Source organism: Thioclava sp. IC9, assembly GCF_002213225.1.
GTDB lineage: Bacteria > Pseudomonadota > Alphaproteobacteria > Rhodobacterales > Rhodobacteraceae > Thioclava > Thioclava nitratireducens.
Map to the genome: position 1 here is coordinate 320,676 of NZ_NBNX01000002.1, position 14,905 is coordinate 335,580.

The 14,905-nt window shown below is 62.2% G+C and carries 16 protein-coding genes; 10 read left to right on the top strand and 6 right to left on the bottom strand.

Annotated features, from left to right (window positions below; all coding sequences use genetic code 11):
• Positions 1-120: 120 nt before the first annotated feature.
• The 3 genes from yidC to yihA are packed head-to-tail and all read left to right on the top strand — an operon-like array spanning position 121 to position 3,382.
• Positions 121-1,968: a membrane protein insertase YidC gene (gene yidC, locus B6V76_RS07020; RefSeq protein WP_088719100.1), complete on the top strand. Its 1,848-nt coding sequence runs from the start codon at positions 121-123 to the stop codon at positions 1,966-1,968.
• Entirely contained in the window at positions 1,965-2,732 is a 768-nt protein-coding gene (locus B6V76_RS07025) for an MOSC domain-containing protein (RefSeq protein ID WP_088727034.1), read from the top strand. The genes yidC and B6V76_RS07025 overlap by 4 nt, the downstream gene beginning before the upstream one ends.
• Positions 2,732-3,382 (top strand): ribosome biogenesis GTP-binding protein YihA/YsxC, encoded by a 651-nt coding sequence (gene yihA, locus B6V76_RS07030; RefSeq protein WP_088727035.1) that lies wholly within the window; start codon positions 2,732-2,734, stop codon positions 3,380-3,382. The genes B6V76_RS07025 and yihA overlap by 1 nt, the downstream gene beginning before the upstream one ends.
• A 21-nt stretch (positions 3,383-3,403) precedes the next feature.
• On the opposite strand, the gene argF is transcribed toward yihA, so the two are convergent.
• The 3 genes from argF to B6V76_RS07045 form a co-directional block, all read right to left on the bottom strand.
• Positions 3,404-4,330, bottom strand: a complete 927-nt coding sequence (argF, locus tag B6V76_RS07035) for an ornithine carbamoyltransferase (protein WP_075776238.1) — start codon at positions 4,328-4,330, stop codon at positions 3,404-3,406.
• Between the two features lie 88 nt (positions 4,331-4,418).
• Positions 4,419-5,597, bottom strand: coding sequence for an aspartate aminotransferase family protein (locus tag B6V76_RS07040; protein ID WP_088727036.1), 1,179 nt, complete (start codon positions 5,595-5,597; stop codon positions 4,419-4,421).
• Between the two features lie 222 nt (positions 5,598-5,819).
• Positions 5,820-6,566, bottom strand: coding sequence for a ZIP family metal transporter (locus B6V76_RS07045; protein WP_088719409.1), 747 nt, complete (start codon positions 6,564-6,566; stop codon positions 5,820-5,822).
• Positions 6,567-6,720: 154 nt separating this feature from the next.
• Here B6V76_RS07045 and B6V76_RS07050 point away from each other — a divergent pair, with 154 nt between their 5' ends.
• The gene (locus B6V76_RS07050; protein ID WP_088719104.1) at positions 6,721-7,884 is read left to right on the top strand and encodes an alpha-hydroxy acid oxidase; all 1,164 of its coding nucleotides are present in this window, start codon (positions 6,721-6,723) and stop codon (positions 7,882-7,884) included.
• Here B6V76_RS07050 and B6V76_RS07055 read toward each other — a convergent pair.
• Positions 7,875-8,753, bottom strand: coding sequence for a helix-turn-helix domain-containing GNAT family N-acetyltransferase (locus B6V76_RS07055; RefSeq protein ID WP_088727037.1), 879 nt, complete (start codon positions 8,751-8,753; stop codon positions 7,875-7,877). The two genes, B6V76_RS07050 and B6V76_RS07055, sit on opposite strands and share 10 nt — an antisense overlap.
• A 203-nt stretch (positions 8,754-8,956) precedes the next feature.
• On the opposite strand from B6V76_RS07055, the gene B6V76_RS07060 reads away from it, so the two are divergent.
• The 3 genes from B6V76_RS07060 to pth all read left to right on the top strand — a co-directional run bounded on the left by B6V76_RS07060 (position 8,957) and on the right by pth (position 10,858).
• Positions 8,957-9,592: a 50S ribosomal protein L25/general stress protein Ctc gene (locus B6V76_RS07060; protein ID WP_078539807.1), complete on the top strand. Its 636-nt coding sequence runs from the start codon at positions 8,957-8,959 to the stop codon at positions 9,590-9,592.
• A gap of 189 nt (positions 9,593-9,781) precedes the next feature.
• Positions 9,782-10,072 (top strand): hypothetical protein, encoded by a 291-nt coding sequence (locus tag B6V76_RS07065; protein WP_088719106.1) that lies wholly within the window; start codon positions 9,782-9,784, stop codon positions 10,070-10,072.
• An 87-nt stretch (positions 10,073-10,159) separates the two neighbouring features.
• Positions 10,160-10,858, top strand: coding sequence for an aminoacyl-tRNA hydrolase (pth, locus tag B6V76_RS07070; RefSeq protein WP_088727038.1), 699 nt, complete (start codon positions 10,160-10,162; stop codon positions 10,856-10,858).
• Here the strand turns inward: pth and B6V76_RS07075 are convergent, their stop codons facing one another.
• A complete protein-coding gene (locus B6V76_RS07075) occupies positions 10,859-11,293 on the bottom strand; it encodes a VOC family protein (protein WP_088727039.1) in 435 nt (144 codons plus the stop codon).
• Positions 11,294-11,447: 154 nt separating this feature from the next.
• On the opposite strand from B6V76_RS07075, the gene thyX reads away from it, so the two are divergent.
• The 3 genes from thyX to B6V76_RS07085 all read left to right on the top strand — a co-directional run bounded on the left by thyX (position 11,448) and on the right by B6V76_RS07085 (position 14,001).
• Entirely contained in the window at positions 11,448-12,362 is a 915-nt protein-coding gene (thyX, locus tag B6V76_RS07080) for an FAD-dependent thymidylate synthase (protein WP_075776246.1), read from the top strand.
• Positions 12,359-13,465: a hypothetical protein gene (locus B6V76_RS19650; protein ID WP_141104891.1), complete on the top strand. Its 1,107-nt coding sequence runs from the start codon at positions 12,359-12,361 to the stop codon at positions 13,463-13,465. The genes thyX and B6V76_RS19650 overlap by 4 nt, the downstream gene beginning before the upstream one ends.
• Positions 13,466-13,587: 122 nt before the next feature.
• Complete coding sequence (locus B6V76_RS07085) at positions 13,588-14,001, top strand: DUF1810 domain-containing protein (RefSeq protein ID WP_088727040.1); 414 nt, start codon at positions 13,588-13,590, stop codon at positions 13,999-14,001.
• Here the strand turns inward: B6V76_RS07085 and B6V76_RS07090 are convergent.
• The gene (locus B6V76_RS07090) at positions 13,990-14,901 is read right to left on the bottom strand and encodes an ABC transporter permease (protein WP_075776248.1); all 912 of its coding nucleotides are present in this window, start codon (positions 14,899-14,901) and stop codon (positions 13,990-13,992) included. The two genes, B6V76_RS07085 and B6V76_RS07090, sit on opposite strands and share 12 nt — an antisense overlap.
• Positions 14,902-14,905 lie beyond the last annotated feature (4 nt).

The following is a 14,905-nucleotide window of genomic DNA, read 5'->3' on the forward strand; positions in this document are numbered from 1 at the left end:
CAAGCACGCAGAGGCAAACCGTGCCCGATCGATCGTTTCAAGGGAAAATGGCTTGACCTTTGGCTGCCCCTTCTGTTGAACCCATGCAAGTTTTCGACAGGCTTGTGGACTTAGGGTTTCATGGACAACCAAAACAAGAATCTCATTCTCGCGGTGGTACTCTCCGCAGTCGTGCTGGGCGTCTGGACCTATTTCTTCCCGCCCACGCAGGACACGACGACCCCGCCGAGCGAGGTGACCACGCAACAGGCCGCGACGCCCGAAAGCACTGATATCGCACCGAAGTCTGCGGCCGACACCACCGGCGCGCCGGTCGATACGGCGACCATGTCGCAAACCGCGAGCGCCCAAGCCCAAAGCGCCGCGCGCATCGCGATCGACACCCCGGCGGTCGAGGGTTCGATCTCGACTCTCGGCGGGCGCTTCGACGACCTGTCGCTCAAGAAATACAAGGAAACGCTGGCGAAAGATTCGCCGGACGTGCGTCTCCTCTCGCCCATCAGCGGCAATACCGACAATTCGACCCTGCCCTATTACGTCGTATATGGCTGGCTGCCCGCGGGCGGTCTGCCGGGCGATCAGGTGCCCGGCCCGAATACGGTCTGGACGCAGGTCGGCAACGGCAAACTCACGCCCGACACGCCTGTGACGCTTCAGTGGGACAACGGCCACGGCCTGACCTTCCAGCGCGAGATCTCGGTCGATGACAAGTATCTCTTCACGATCAAGCAGTCGGTGCAGAACGGTACCGACGCCGCCGTGAAGCTTGCCCCCTACGGGATCATCGCGCGTCACGGCATCCCCGAGGAGCGCCGCGTCTACGTGCTCCACGAAGGCCTCGTGGCGATGGATGACGGCAATCTCCAAGAGATCAAATACAAGAACATCACCAAGCTCGATAACAAGGGCGCCGAGGGTCAGGCCGAGATCAAGCAGGTGAAGGACGCCGGCTGGACGGGCTTTACCGACAAATACTGGCAGACCGTTCTGGCGCCGATCTCGGGCCCCTTCACCTCGGTGGTGAAATATTCGGGCGAGAAGTCCGACATCTACCAGACCGAGACCCGCCTGCCGGTGATCGACGTCGCGCCGGGCGCCAAGGGTGACGCGCAGACCCACCTCTTCGCCGGTGCGAAGGAATGGGAAACCCTGCGCGACTATCAGGACAATGTCCCGATCCCGAAATTCGTCGACTCGCTCGACTGGGGCTGGTTCTACTTCCTCACCAAGCCGATGTTCCGCCTCCTGCACTTCCTGCATGGCGCGATCGGCAACATGGGCTGGGCGATCATCGCGCTGACCTTCATCATCAAGCTGATCGTCTTCCCGCTGGCACGGAAGTCCTACATCTCGATGGCGCGCATGAAAGAACTGCAGCCCGAGATGGAGAAGATGAAGGAGGCCGCTGGCGACGACCGCCAGAAGATGCAGCAGGGCATGATGGAGCTCTACAAGAAGCACAAGGTGAACCCCGCCGCGGGCTGTCTGCCGCTTCTGATCCAGATCCCGATCTTCTTCTCGCTCTATAAGGTGATCTACGTCACGATCGAACTTTATCACGCGCCGTGGATCGGCTGGATCCACGACCTTTCGGCCCCCGATCCGACCTCGATCCTGAACCTGTTCGGCCTGCTGCCCTTCGCAGCGCCCGATCCGGGCTCGCCGCTCTTCATCCTGTCGCTCGGTATCCTGCCGATCCTGCTGGGTGTCTCGATGTGGTTCCAGCAGCGCCTGAACCCGGCGCCGACGGACAAGACTCAGGCGATGATCTTCGCGTGGATGCCGTGGGTCTTCATGTTCATGCTGGGCAGCTTCGCCTCGGGCCTCGTGCTTTACTGGATCACGAACAACACGATCACGTTCATCCAGCAGTACACGATCATGTCGATGCACGGGAAGCGGCCGGACCTGTTCGGCAATATCAAAGAGAGCTTCTCGCGGAAGAAACCCGCCGAAGAGAAGAAATGAGCGCAACGCTCTCTCGCATCTACCGACATCCGATCAAGTCGATCGGGGTAGAGGAACTGAAGGACGCGTCCCTTGAAGAGGGGCGCGTCTTGCCTTGCGACCGGGAGTGGGCGGTGCTGCATGAGCGCTCCAAGATCGGTGTCGATGCAGAGGGGCGCGCGGATGGCTGGGGCCAGAAGATCAACTTCGTGATCGGACGTTCCGCGGCGGGCCTGATGGGGGTGACGTCGCGGATGCTCGAGAACGGACACATTCTGCTGGAGCACCCCGAGCAATGGCATCTCGAGATCGATCTCGAGCGTGAGCTCGACCAGCGCAAACTGTTGGAATGGCTGCGCCCGTTCTGGCCCGAAAGCGCGCCGCGCCCGACCGCGCTGGTACGCGGCCCCGACCGGGCTTTCACCGATGATCCCCTGCCCTATGTCTCGCTGATCGGGCAGGCTTCGCTCGACGATCTCTCGGCGCGCGTGGGCAAGCCCATCGACCGCCGCCGCTTCCGCGCCAATCTCTGGGTCGAGGGCTGGGAGCCCTTCGCCGAGATGGACCTGATCGGGAAAACGGTACGCGTGGGCGAGGCGGAGCTGCAACTGCGCGCCTGTATCGGGCGTTGTCGCGCGACGGACGCCAGTATCGAGACGGGCGAGCGCGACATCGACATGCTGGCAGAGCTGGAACGCCATTATGGGCATACCGACCTTGGCGTATTCTGCCTCGTCACAAAACAGGGCCGCATCGCGCGCGGCGACAAGATCGAGGTACTCTGATGGAGTTGAATTTCCCGCTGGCCGAAGAGCCCGACGATTTCGCGCGTGAGCGTGGGCGCAAGCTGTTCGCCGCCCCCGTCGATTTCCTCAAGGGCGTCGTCGCGATGAAGGGGCTACCACCCGCCGACCGCATTGAGGTTTGCTTCGCGGGACGATCCAATGTCGGCAAGTCAAGCCTGATCAACGCGCTCACGAACCGCCGCAACCTCGCGCGCGCATCGAACACGCCGGGCCGCACGCAGGAGATCAACTATTTCACCACGCAGGACGGACCCTATCTGGTCGACCTTCCGGGCTACGGCTTCGCGCAGGCCCCGGTCGCGGTGGTCGCGAAATGGCAGGCGTTGCTGAAGGATTACCTGTCGGGCCGCGCGACGCTGCGTCGCGCCTTCGTGCTGATCGACACGCGCCACGGCGTCAAAGCGGTGGACGAGGAGATCCTGACGCTGCTTGACCGCGCCGCCGTCCCATTTCAGGTCGTGATGACGAAGGCCGACAAGGTCAGCGCGAAAGATTGCGAAAAGGTGCTGGGTCAGGTGCGTAAGGCGCTGGCCAAACACCCCGCCGCCTTCCCCGAGATCGTACTAACCTCGTCCGAAAAGGGCGAAGGGATCGAGACGCTGCGCGCGATCATCGCCGGGCTGGAGTGACCCCCTGCCCGGCTTCTGTCCTCACTTGCCGAGGCAGTAGCGCATCACCGCCTTTTGCGCGTGCAGACGGTTCTCTGCCTCGTCGAAGATCACCGAGGCTGGGCCGTCCATGACGCCGCTCGTCGCCTCGTCATTGCGGTGCGCGGGCAGGCAATGCATGAAGAGCGCGTCGGGCTTGGCGTGGCTCATCAGCTCCTCGTTGACCTGGTAGGGCCGCAGCTGGTTGTGGCGACGCTCCTTCGCGGATTCCGGATCATGCATCGACACCCAGGTGTCGGTGACAACCAGATCGGCGCCTTCGACCGCCTTGATCGGATCGCGCTCTATCGTGATCGGGTGGCCCGCCTTCTCGGCCAAGTCGAGCCACGCACGTTCGGGGTCGAGCGTTTCCGGCCCGGTGAAGGTCAGATCGAAGCCGAACTGCGCCGCGGCATGGGCGAAGCTGGCGAAGACGTTGTTGCCGTCGCCCGACCAGACCACCTTCTTGCCCGCGATCGGCCCGCGCTTCTCTTCATAGGTCATAACATCGGCCATGATCTGGCAGGGGTGAGTGCGGTCGGTCAGGCCGTTGATCACCGGCACCGAGGCATATTCGGCCATCTCGAGCAGTGTTTCCTCCTCGAAGGTCCGGATCATGATCAGATCGACGTAGCGCGACAAAACCCGGGCGGTATCGGCAATGGTCTCGCCATGGCCCAGCTGCATATCCGCGCCCGAGAGCACCATCGATTGCCCGCCCATCTGACGCACGCCGACATCGAAGCTGACGCGGGTCCGGGTCGAGGGCTTCTCGAAGATCAGAGCGACCATGTGCCCGGCGAGCGGCTGCTCGTCATCGGGCGCGCCTTTCGGACGACCGTTGCGGGCCTGCTTCATCGCGATGCCCTGGTCGATCATGGACCGCAGCGCGGCGGGGTCGGTTTTGTGGATATCGAGGAAATGGTTCATCGGTTTGTCTTTCGTGGAGGGGCCTGAGGAGCTGTCCGCCCCGCTGCGCTCCCGCGCAGCCCCCGAGGATATTTACGCCAAGAGGAAGTCAGGCGGCCTTTTCGAGTTGCGACGCGGCGGCATCGAGCCGGGTCACCGCCTCGGCCAGATCGGCCTCGGAAATGTTCAGCGCGGGCAGCAGGCGCAGCACGTTATCCGCCGCCGGGACGGTCAGCAGGTGCTGGTCATAGGCGGCGGCCACGAGATCGGCCGGCGCGCGCTTGCATTTGAGCCCCAGCATCAGTCCGGTGCCGCGCACGCTTTCGAACGTGTCGGGATGCGCCGCGATCAGCCCTTCGAGCTTCTGGCGCAGGAAACCTGCCTTGGCGTTCACCTGGTCGAGGAAAGCGGCCTCGGAGACGATCTCCATCACCTTGGCGCCGACCGCGCAGCCCAGCGGGTTACCGCCATAGGTCGAGCCATGCGTGCCCGCGACCATGCCGGAGGCGGCGTCTTCGGTGGCCAGAACAGCACCCAGCGGGAAGCCCCCGCCGATGCCCTTCGCGACCATCATGATATCGGGCGTGACGCCTGCCCATTCATGCGCGAACAGCCGGCCAGAGCGGCCCACGCCGCATTGCACCTCGTCGAAGATCAGGAGCGCGCCGGTCTCGTCGCAGAGATCGCGCAGTCCCTTCAGACACTGATCGGGCACCGGGCGGATACCGCCCTCGCCCTGGATCGGCTCGATCAGGATAGCGGCGGTCTTGTCGGTTACGGCAGCCTTGAGCGCCTCGTGATCGCCCCAGGGAAGCTGGGTGAAGCCGGGCAGCAGCGGGCCGAAGCCCTTCACCATCTTTTCCGATTTCGGCGTGGCCGAGATCGCACCGGTGGAGCGGCCGTGGAAGGCGCCCTCGAAGGTGATGATCTCCACCCGGTCCTCGCCTTTCGAGGACCAGTATTTCCGCGCCATCTTGATCGCGAGTTCCGCAGCCTCGGTGCCGGAATTGGTGAAGAAGACCGTATCGGCGAAGGTCTTCTCGACCAGCGCATCGGCCAGCGCCTGCTGTTGCGGGATCTGGTAGAGATTCGAGACGTGCCAAAGCTTCGCGGCCTGCTCGGTCAGCGCTTCTACCAGTTCGGGCGCGGCATGACCAAGCGCGTTCACAGCGATCCCCGCGCCCATATCGAGATATCGGTTCCCATCCGCCGTCTCGAGCCAGGAACCTTCGCCCTTAACGAAGGCGAGCGGTGCGCGATTATAGGTCGGCAGGACGGAGGGGATCATCGGGGTCAAGCTCCAGTAAGGGAAGGCAAATTCGTGCAACAGTCCCGGGGGGCTGTCAACATTCGGGGGCCTTCGGTCAGCGATTTGGGATTGGGTGTGGCGGCAGGCCACGGCAGATCGGACGTCAGGCGCTTCAGCGGCGACGTCGGGGACGGGAAATATATGCGGTCCTTGCGATCATGCATGGCGCTTACGCTGGGGCAGCGCGGAAGTAAAGAGGGATCAGCCAAGCGTCACGTCGAGGAACATCATCAGGATCAGGCCGAAGAGTAGCCCGGCGGTCGCGCGGTTCTGGTGCCCGTTGCGGTGGGTTTCGGGCAGGATCTCGTGACTGATGATGTATAGCATGGCACCCGCCGCAAAGGTCAGCCCCCATGGCAGCAGTGCGCCGGAGACCGACACGGCAGCTGCGCCGACCAGCGCGCCCACGGGTTCGACCGCCCCGGTCATCGCGGTGACGAAGAAGGCCTTCCGCCGAGAATAGCCCTGCCCGATCAGCGCGACGGCCACGGCGAGGCCTTCCGGGATGTCTTGCAGCGAGATGCCAGTCATAACCGAGAAGCCGTTCTCGTTGCCCGCGCCGAAAGCGACGCCGATCGACAGACCTTCGGGAAAGTTGTGAATGGTGATCGCGATCACGAAGAGCCAGATCCGCGCCAGTTGCGCCGCATCGGCACCCTCACGGCCGGAGGTGAAGTGTTCGTGCGGCAGGGTCGCGTTCAGCCAGGCCACGAAGCCCGCGCCGATGGCGATCCCGATCGCGGCGATGGCGGCGGCGACCCAGACAGAGCCGAACATGGTCTCTGCCACGTCGATCCCCGGCAGGATCAGCGAGAAATACGACGCCGAGAGCATCACGCCCGCCGCAAAGCCCAGCATCGTATCGGCGGTGCGCTGGCTCATCGAGCGACCCAGGAGCGCCGGGATCGCCCCGGCGGCTGTCGCGACGCCCGCCACCATGCCGCCCATCAGGCCGAGCCATACCTCGTTCACGGCGCTCTCCTTTTCGTGTTCTCCCGGCGAGATGGGAACGGATCGGGCATGATTGCAAGCCTTGCGATGGGCGATTGCGCAAATTTCGCGCGATTGGTAAGGAAACTTAACCACGGAGAGAGGAACCCCCATGACCGTCATCACCTCCATCGCCGATCTGAAACGTCTGCATAAGCGCCGCACGCCGAAGATGTTCTACGATTACGCGGAAAGCGGCTCGTATACCGAGCAGACCTTCCGCGAGAATACCGAGGATTTCGCGCAAATCCGGCTCAACCAGCGGATCGCGCGGGACATGACGGGGCGCTCGACGAAATCGACGATGCTGGGCCAGGACGTCGCGATGCCGGTGGCGCTCGCGCCGGTCGGGATGACGGGGATGCAGCGCGCGGATGGCGAGATCAAGGCGGCGCGCGCGGCGGAGAAGTTCGGCGTACCCTACACGCTGTCGACGATGTCGATCTGCTCGATCGAGGACGTGGCCGAGAATGTCAGCCAGCCCTTCTGGTTCCAGATTTATACGCTGACCGACGACGACTATAACAAGCGCGTGCTGGATCGGGCACGGGCCGCGGGCTGCTCCGCGCTGGTCATCACGGTCGATCTGCAGCTGCTGGGGCAGCGGCACAAGGACCTTAAGAACGGCCTGACGGCGCCGCCGAAATTCACCCCCGCCGTGCTGGCCGATCTCGCCACGAAATGGCGCTGGGGCATCGAGATGCTGCAGACCAAGCGGCGCTTCTTCGGCAATATCGTTGGCCATGTGGAGAGCGCCGCCGATCCCGCCTCGCTGGCAAGTTGGACGGCGGAAAAATTCGATCAGTCGCTCAACTGGGACCGGATCAAGCAGCTCATGGACATGTGGGGCGGCAAGGTGATCCTGAAGGGAATCCTGAGCGAAGAAGATGCCGAGATGGCGGCCGCCACAGGAGCCGATGCGATCGTGGTCTCGAACCATGGCGGGCGTCAGCTCGACGGGGCGCTCAGCTCGATCCGGATGCTGCCGAAGATCGTCAACGCAGTCGGCGACAAGACCGAAGTCTGGCTCGACAGCGGTATCCGCTCGGGGCAGGACGTGCTCAAGGCGCTGGCGCTTGGCGCGAAGGGCGTGATGATCGGGCGCGCCTACGTCTACGGTCTGGGCGCGATGGGCGAGCCGGGCGTAACCAAGGCGCTCGAGGTCATCCAAAAAGAGCTGGACACATCGATGGCTCTGTGTGGCAAGCGCCGGATCGCGGATCTGGGCCGGGACGATCTGCTGATCCCGAACGGGTTCTTCGACACTTATTCCTGAGCGAGCAGGCGTTTCTCGAAGAACCGGTCCGGGTAGGGATCGTTGTTGTAACGCGGGATCTCGTGCCAGCCGAAGCGCTGGTACATTGCGATCGCTTCGGGCAGCGCTGAATTAGTGTCGAGCCGCAGGCGCAGGTGGCCCAGTTCGCGGGCCGAGGCTTCGAGCGCGGTCATTAGCTGCCGCGCTAACCCCAAGCCGCGTGCGGCGGGGGCAATCCAGACGCGTTTCACCTCGGCATAGTCCGCCCCGCCCTTCAGGGCTGCGCAGCCCAGCGGCAATCCGTCGGACAAGGCGATCAGGAACGTGCCATGGGGCGGACGCATCTCGGCGGCCTCGGGGTCTTTCGACAGGCTCACGTCGAAGCCCCCGTCGAACCGGGCAGAGAGTTCCGCATAATATTTGGCCAGACAGGACTGCGCGCGCGGATCGAGTGGGTCGCAGGGCACAATCTCGATCTCGCTGCGCGTCAACGACGTCGCGATCAGGTCCATCGCCCCCAGCAACGCGGCGTGATCGGGATGGCGAGACAGGATATCCGCCGCCTGCGCATCGGAGAGCCGTTCATATTCCGCGAATTCCGCCTGACCCGCGTCGGTGAGCCGCGCGATGCGTCGCCGCCCGTCCTCGGGATCGTCCTCCATCACGATCAATCCCTCGCCCTCCAGCCCCCGCAACAGCCGGCTCATCTGCCCGGAATCGAGGGCCAATACCTCGCGCAGTTTCGCGACATCCCCCTGCCCGCGCCCGATCAGGTTGAGCACCCGCGCAGAACCAAGCGGGCGGCCACGCCCCAGGAAAGACGAGTTGAGCGCCCCGAGCTGTCGGGTGACGGCCCGGTTGAACCGGCGTATACGTGCGATAGAATCCATGGAAATACCTGACTGAAGTCCGGAATATTTTCTGACTTTAGTCAGGTACCAGGCTGTGGCAACCCCGGTTTCCGTCCCCTCCCGGTTTCCGTAACGTCGTCGGTTTCCACTTGCCATCCCGGCCAATCCCGAGTATTCGCGCGGCTTCATGGGCCCGACACCCTTGGAGGCGGCCCATCACTTTGACAAATTGGAGACCAGTTATGGCAAAAGAGATCGAAACGATCGAAGCCGTGGCGCGTACGGGGACGGGCAAGGGGGCCGCTCGGCAAGCGCGTCGTGAGGGCCTCGTGCCCGGTATCGTCTATGGCGACGGCAAGGACCCGGTTGCAATCAACCTCGACTACAACCGCCTGATCACCCGCCTGCGCAAAGGCCGCTTCATGTCCACCCTCTTCAACCTGAAGATGGAAGGCCAGGAAGACGTCCGCGTGATCTGCCGCGGCGTTCAGAAAGACGTCGTGAAGGACCTGCCGACCCATGTCGACTTCATGCGCACCCACCGCAACTCGCGCATCTCGCTTTTCGTGCATGTCGAGTTCATCAACCACGAGAAGGCGCCCGGCCTGAAGCGCGGCGGCACCCTCGTCGCGGTGCGCCCGGAAGTCGAACTCAACGTTCTCGCCGGCGATATCCCCGAGCAGATCGTGGTCGACCTCGAAGGCAAGCAGATCGGCGACACCATCCACATCTCCGACGTGGACCTGCCGAAAGGCGCCAAGCCCACCATCGAGCGTGACTTCGTGATCGCGAACGTCGCCCCGCCGAAAGGCTTCGGTGGCGGTTCCTCCGACGAGGACGAGGGCGAAGAAGCCAGCGAAGAAGCGACCGAAGAGTAATTCTTCTTCCGATGAGATTTTCGAGACGGGGCCTTTCGGGGCCCCGTTTTTCTTTGCGCGGCGCTTGATTCCCCGGATGCGCGGCAAACCGCCAACCACTCAAGTTCACATCTATGTGATCTCGAATTTCCTCGCCTTTTGCGCGAAACGCTATAGCCTCAAAGTTAATACAACCTAAAGGCTAGTCACATGCTGGAGCTATTCGCACTCGTTCTTGCAGCATTCGTGGTGCTACCGCCTAGAATGCTCAACGCAATTAGCCGCGCCCTCTATACGGTGCTGGGTCCGGTCCTGCGACCGTTCCGCATCTTTACGGCCCGACGACTCCCGCGCAACGGGTATGAGGAAATCGCGAAGTGCAATATCGAAGAGACCAGCGAACGCCTCTTCGATGAGTTTGCCCTTCCCGACACTCAAGAGCGCCCGATCGTCGTCGGCTCATCGGGACGCCCGGCCTACGTCGAACACCGCGCGGCCTGAACGCGACGACCCCCTTTCCCCTTCGCGCGCGCTCACTTATCCCGGAGTGAGCAGAGCCTCGACACCGTCGTTCGAAAGGGGAGACGCATGCAACTCTGGGTGGGCCTGGGAAATCCGGGCGCGAAATACGCGAACAACCGTCACAATATCGGCTTCATGGCGCTCGACCGGATCGCCGAGGATCACGGCTTCGCCCCGTGGCGCGGCAAGTTTCAGGGTCAGGTGAGCGAGGGCCGTTTCGGCTCAACCCGCGTCGTGCTGCTGAAGCCCGAGACCTTCATGAACCTTTCCGGCCAGTCCGTGCGCGCGGCCGCCGATTTTTACAAGGTCGATGTCTCCGACATCACCGTCTTCCATGACGAGCTGGACCTCGCCCCCGGCAAGTGCCGCCTAAAGCAGGGCGGCGGCCATGCGGGGCATAACGGGCTGCGCTCGATCCATCAGCATATGGGGCCCGACTACGCGCGGGTTCGGCTGGGGATCGGCCACCCGGGACATAAGGACCGTGTGGCGGGCTATGTGCTCAACGACTTCCCGAAGGCGGAGCAGGAGATGCTCGACGATCTGCTACGCGGGATTTCGGACGGCGCGCCTGCGCTGGCGGCGGGCGACGGCTCGAAATTCCTCAATGCGGTGAGCCTGCGGGTTGCGCCGCCGCGCTCTTCGACCGGCACCAAGGCACCCACGAAAGCCGACACCCCTGCCCCACAAAACGCCCCGCAAAAGAAAGAGGCCACGGAAACCCGCAGCCCCTTCGACAAGCTCAAGGATCACTTTCGCAAGTAATCACCAGCTGCCGGTGTTCTCCATGCTGGCCCAGGGTTCCTGGATCGGCAGTGGCTCGCCCATCTGCAGCAGCTCGACCGAGATATTGTCGGGCGAGCGCACGAAGGCCATGTGACCGTCGCGCGGCGGACGGTTGATCGTCACGCCGTTGTCCATCAGGTGCTGGCACATCTCGTAGATGTTCTCGACGCGGTAGGCGAGGTGGCCGAAATGGCGGCTGTCCGAGGGCAGCCCGCTATCGCCGTCCCAGTTCCAGGTCAGCTCGACATCCGCCGTGCCGTCGTCCTGATCGGGCGGGCACATGAAGACCAGCGTGAAGCGGCCCTTCTCGTTTTCGATGCGGTTGCGTTCCTTGAGCCCCAGAAGCTCGTAGAAGGCTTTCGATTTCTCGAGGTCGAGCACGCGGACCATCGTGTGCAGATATTCGATTTTCATGAACAGGCTTCCTTGGAACTGATTGCGGTTAACCGGAGGATAGCTCCTGACGCGGCCGCGGCAAGCACCCCGGCTTATCCACAGGATATGGCGGTTCCTAGAGCCGCCCATCGCAGATATAGTGGAGGTCGATTCGAGACATCCGGAGGACATCATGGCGCTCACCCCCGAACAACAAGCCGAGATCGACGCACAGCGCGCCGAGACGCAAATGACCGCGCGGGCGGTTTCGCCGGGGATGGAGAAGCGGCTCTATACCGCCCATGAAGTGCTCGATCACGGGGTGGTCCGGGTCATCGACTACATGGGCGACGACAACGCGATCGTGCAGGCGGCGCGCGTCTCCTATGGCCGTGGCACCAAGACGGTGAACAGCGACGCGGGCCTGATCCGCTACCTGATGCGGCACTGGCATTCGACCCCGTTCGAGATGTGCGAGGTCAAGTTCCACGTCAAGCTTCCGGTCTTCGTCGCGCGTCAGTGGATCCGCCACCGCACCGCAAACGTCAACGAATACTCCGCGCGCTACTCGATCCTCGACCGCGAGTTCTACATCCCCGAGGCCAGCCAGCTCGCCGCGCAATCGAGCCAGAACCATCAGGGCCGCGGTCAGGTGCTCGAAGGCGCCGAGGCCGCCCGCGTGCTCGACATCCTGCGCGACGACGCGATGCGCGCCTATGACCATTACGAGGACATGCTGACGCCCGACGAGGATGCGGGCAAACAGGGCCTCGCCCGGGAACTGGCGCGGATGAACCTGCCGACCAATATCTACACGCAATGGTATTGGAAGGTGGACCTGCACAACCTCTTCCACTTCCTGCGCCTGCGCGCCGACAGCCACGCGCAATACGAGATCCGCGTCTATGCCGAGACCATGTGCGACATCGTGCGTGACTGGGTCCCCGCCGCCTATTCGGCCTTCGAGGATTACCGTCTGGGCGGGGTGAACCTGTCGGGCAAGGCGGTGGAGCTGCTGAAGCGCCGTCTGGCGGGCGAGGAGATCACACAGGAGACGTCCGGCATGAGCAAAGGGGAGTGGCGGGAGTTTACGGAGGTGTGGGGGTGAAAACCAGAGCTCCAGAGTTTTCTAATTGCTTTCCTAATGAAATCACTGGCTTTTCCATTAAGCGAAAAATTCGCCTCGTTAAAAATACACACGAGGCTGGAAGCTTGTCTGAAGGGGACTTCGCAACAACAAAACTTCAAGAATTTTTAGCAGAAGTCGAAAAATCAGAACCTGAAACAACATATTATTCGATCGCCCAGAACAACTACAATAACCTTCAGCAAGCGATCAATTCTTTATGGGAAGAATTTCCAAATCGTAGCTTTGCAAGAATCGACATCGCTGGAAACGAGTGTGAAGTTTTGCAGAGAAATATTGGTACGTTGAGCTTCACAGGAAGAAATATTACCGCCACCGACTCGAACTTTTTTGAACTCAACATCAGAGCCAGTGGCGATATATTAATAATGGGCAGTAAGGTTGCAAAATTACACACGTCTACAACCGACCCAGCGTCAAAGGCCAACTTGCGGATCGAAAGAACCACACTTCTTTCTTGGGACGCTCAGCTTGAATCTTTTCGTTCCATTACCCTTATAGCTACCAAAGCAGCCAAGAGATACAAACGCTTAAGAGTTCCTGAGCGTCTCCAAAGCCTAAGGTTAGACCGAGAAAGCTACGCCCAGCTGAACAATTGGGCCGAGAAAAAAGGAAACTCAAAGCTCGCACATTTCGCCCGCGGGCATGAGCTTTCCATAGAAAAAGAAGATGCGGAACGAGCCGAAAAATTTTTCTTCGTCTTATGGTCTTCACTGTCTGACTATGGCCTGAGCTTCTGGAGGCCTTTAATCATACTATTTCTAACTTTGCTTCTGCTTTCCACTCTCCTTTTCGCCACTGGGACAACGCTTTTCCGAAGTGACATCAATAGCTATGCTGGATGGCAGGGAAGCATGGTCGGAAATTCTCTAGCTGCGCAGTCAATTCGTGCGCTTGTCGGTTCTATCGAGGGAATTTTCTCACCTTTTTCCCTTTTCTCCGCACGCAGATTAGTTGTCCCGTGCCAACCGTGGGTTGCCTTCATCCAGTTCTTCGTCAGCTATTTTAGCATTGGATTGGTCTTCCTCTTTGGCTTTGCAGTACGCAGGCGCTTCAAGGTTTAACCCTTCGCCCGGCCCCTAGGCCGGGCCGCGCCCGACCCACCCCCAGGGCGGGCGCGATTGCGCCCACCCTCGGATCGGTCGCGGCCCTCCTCGCGATGTCCAGAGCGTGTTAGGCTCATCCCATGACCCAACGCTTCCACGCCCCCCAAACCCGCGACTATCCGACCGCCCTGCGCGAACTTCGCCAAGGTCGCAAGAGCAGCCATTGGATCTGGTGGATCTTCCCGCAATTGGCCTCGCTCGGGCGGTCGCCCCGAGCGGTGGAATACGGGATCGCGGATCTCGCCGAGGCGCGGGCCTATCTCGCCGATCCGGTGCTGCGGACGCGGCTGGTAGAGGCCTCCGAGGCGGTGCTCGCCCATGCAGGCACACCCATCGAGGAGATCATGGGGCCGGTCGATGCACTGAAGCTGCGCTCCTGCGCGACGCTGTTCGAGGCCGCCTCAAAGAAAAAGGAGCCGGTGTTCACCCGGCTCCTTGAGACGTTTTATGAGGGCGAGCGCTGCCCGCTGACGCTTGACGCTTTAGCCGGGTGACATCCCGCGCAGGCGCTCGGAGCGGCGGCGCAGCAGCTCGACCGTGGTCAGAAGCGCGATCGACACGAAGACGAGGATCGTGGCCACCGCAAGGATCGCGGGGCTGATCTGCTCGCGGATACCGTTCCACATCTGGCGCGGGATCGTCTGCTGGTCGTAACCTGCCACGAAGAGCACCACGACGACTTCGTCGAAGGAGGTGACGAAGGCGAACAACGCGCCCGAGACCACGCCCGGCAGGATCAGCGGCATCACGATCTTGAAGAAGGTCGTGCGCGGGTCGGCACCGAGGTTCTGCGCCGCACGGGTCAGCGAGTGATCGAAGCCCACCAGCGTCGCGGTCACGGTGATGATCACGAAGGGAATGCCCAAGGTCGCGTGGGCCATGATGATGCCCGGATAGGAATGCGCGAGCCCGGTCTTCGAGTAGAAGAAGAACAGCCCCGTCGCGGTGATGATGATCGGCACGATCATCGGCGAGATCAGCACCGCCATGATGGCACGGCGGAACGGCATCTCGGGGCGCGACAGGCCGAGGGCGGCCAGCGTGCCCAGCACCGTCGCGAGGATCGTCGAGAAGAAGCCGATGATGATCGAGTTCTTCGCCACGTCGATCCAGGTCGAATGCTGCCAGGCATCCATCCACCACGACCAGCTGCGCTCGACCTGCGGCTCCTGCATCCCGAAGGTCAGCAGCATGTCATACCAGCGCATCGAATAGCCGGAGGGGTCGAAGCTCAGCATCTTCTCGGTGAAGGTGAAGTAAGGCTCCGCGTTGAAGGACAGCGGAATGATCACCACGATCGGCGCGATCAGGAAGAAGAAGATCAGGCCACAGATCACGAGATAGGCGTAGTGCCAGGTTCTCTCGAGCGGGCTTGCATATGCGGGAACGGCCATCTGT

Coding starts and splice junctions, on each gene's coding strand:
- yidC (WP_088719100.1), top strand. CDS start 121: ATGGACAACCAAAACAAGAATCTCATTCTCGCGGTGGTACTCTCCGCA.
- B6V76_RS07085 (WP_088727040.1), top strand. CDS start 13,588: ATGACCCAACGCTTCCACGCCCCCCAAACCCGCGACTATCCGACCGCC.
- B6V76_RS07060 (WP_078539807.1), top strand. CDS start 8,957: ATGGCAAAAGAGATCGAAACGATCGAAGCCGTGGCGCGTACGGGGACG.
- thyX (WP_075776246.1), top strand. CDS start 11,448: ATGGCGCTCACCCCCGAACAACAAGCCGAGATCGACGCACAGCGCGCC.
- yihA (WP_088727035.1), top strand. CDS start 2,732: ATGGAGTTGAATTTCCCGCTGGCCGAAGAGCCCGACGATTTCGCGCGT.
- B6V76_RS07050 (WP_088719104.1), top strand. CDS start 6,721: ATGACCGTCATCACCTCCATCGCCGATCTGAAACGTCTGCATAAGCGC.
- B6V76_RS07055 (WP_088727037.1), bottom strand. CDS start 8,753: ATGGATTCTATCGCACGTATACGCCGGTTCAACCGGGCCGTCACCCGA.
- B6V76_RS07065 (WP_088719106.1), top strand. CDS start 9,782: ATGCTGGAGCTATTCGCACTCGTTCTTGCAGCATTCGTGGTGCTACCG.
- B6V76_RS07025 (WP_088727034.1), top strand. CDS start 1,965: ATGAGCGCAACGCTCTCTCGCATCTACCGACATCCGATCAAGTCGATC.
- B6V76_RS07045 (WP_088719409.1), bottom strand. CDS start 6,566: ATGGGCGGCATGGTGGCGGGCGTCGCGACAGCCGCCGGGGCGATCCCG.
- pth (WP_088727038.1), top strand. CDS start 10,160: ATGCAACTCTGGGTGGGCCTGGGAAATCCGGGCGCGAAATACGCGAAC.
- B6V76_RS07040 (WP_088727036.1), bottom strand. CDS start 5,597: ATGATCCCCTCCGTCCTGCCGACCTATAATCGCGCACCGCTCGCCTTC.
- B6V76_RS07075 (WP_088727039.1), bottom strand. CDS start 11,293: ATGAAAATCGAATATCTGCACACGATGGTCCGCGTGCTCGACCTCGAG.
- B6V76_RS07090 (WP_075776248.1), bottom strand. CDS start 14,901: ATGGCCGTTCCCGCATATGCAAGCCCGCTCGAGAGAACCTGGCACTAC.
- argF (WP_075776238.1), bottom strand. CDS start 4,330: ATGAACCATTTCCTCGATATCCACAAAACCGACCCCGCCGCGCTGCGG.